Source organism: Treponema sp. R8-4-B8 (genome assembly GCF_054786175.1).
On record NZ_BDHE01000257.1, the window covers coordinates 1 to 591 of the forward strand.

General features: G+C 44.3%; 1 protein-coding gene. It reads left to right on the plus strand.

The features are described 5' to 3' along the window. Positions 1-591 (plus strand): PAS domain S-box protein (locus ACYVRA_RS08260; protein WP_461252251.1); only part of this gene is annotated, 591 nt, incomplete at both ends.

Genomic DNA, 591 nt, shown 5'->3' on the forward strand with positions numbered 1-591 from the left:
CGTAATAAATTGGCCGCGGCTCAGCGCCCCTGGTTAGTAGGAGCTTCAGTTTTATTTTTCTTAGTGCTTGTCCTTGTGTCAGTTCTTTTTATAAGAAGCCGCAGCGTTGGCAAGCAGTTGGAAAAACTGGTAAGCCAGAGGACAGGCGCCCTCGCGCTTGAGACATCAAAACTTAAAACGGTAATTGATTCAATTCCAGATCTCATGTTTTGCAAGGACACGAATTTTAAATACACGCAGTGCAACAGGTATTTTGAAGAATTTATGGGAGTTAATGAGGAGTATCTTCTGGATAAAACAGACGCGGACGGCGCATGGCTGCTTCCAGACCAGGCGGAAAAGATTCGTAATATAGAAAAGACTGTTATAGAAAATAATCAACTACAACTCCTTGAAGAAAATGTCCGCTCCGCTTTTACCGGAAAAGAATGTGTTTTTGAAACGGTTAAAGCCCCGATTTGGCAGAACGGCGTCGTCGTAGGGTTAATCGCCATTATTCGCGACATTACCCGGCGCAAAGAAATGGAAGAAGAAGTCCTTGCCGCTTCCAAAGCCAAGTCAGCTTTCCTTGCCAATATGAGACATGAGCTA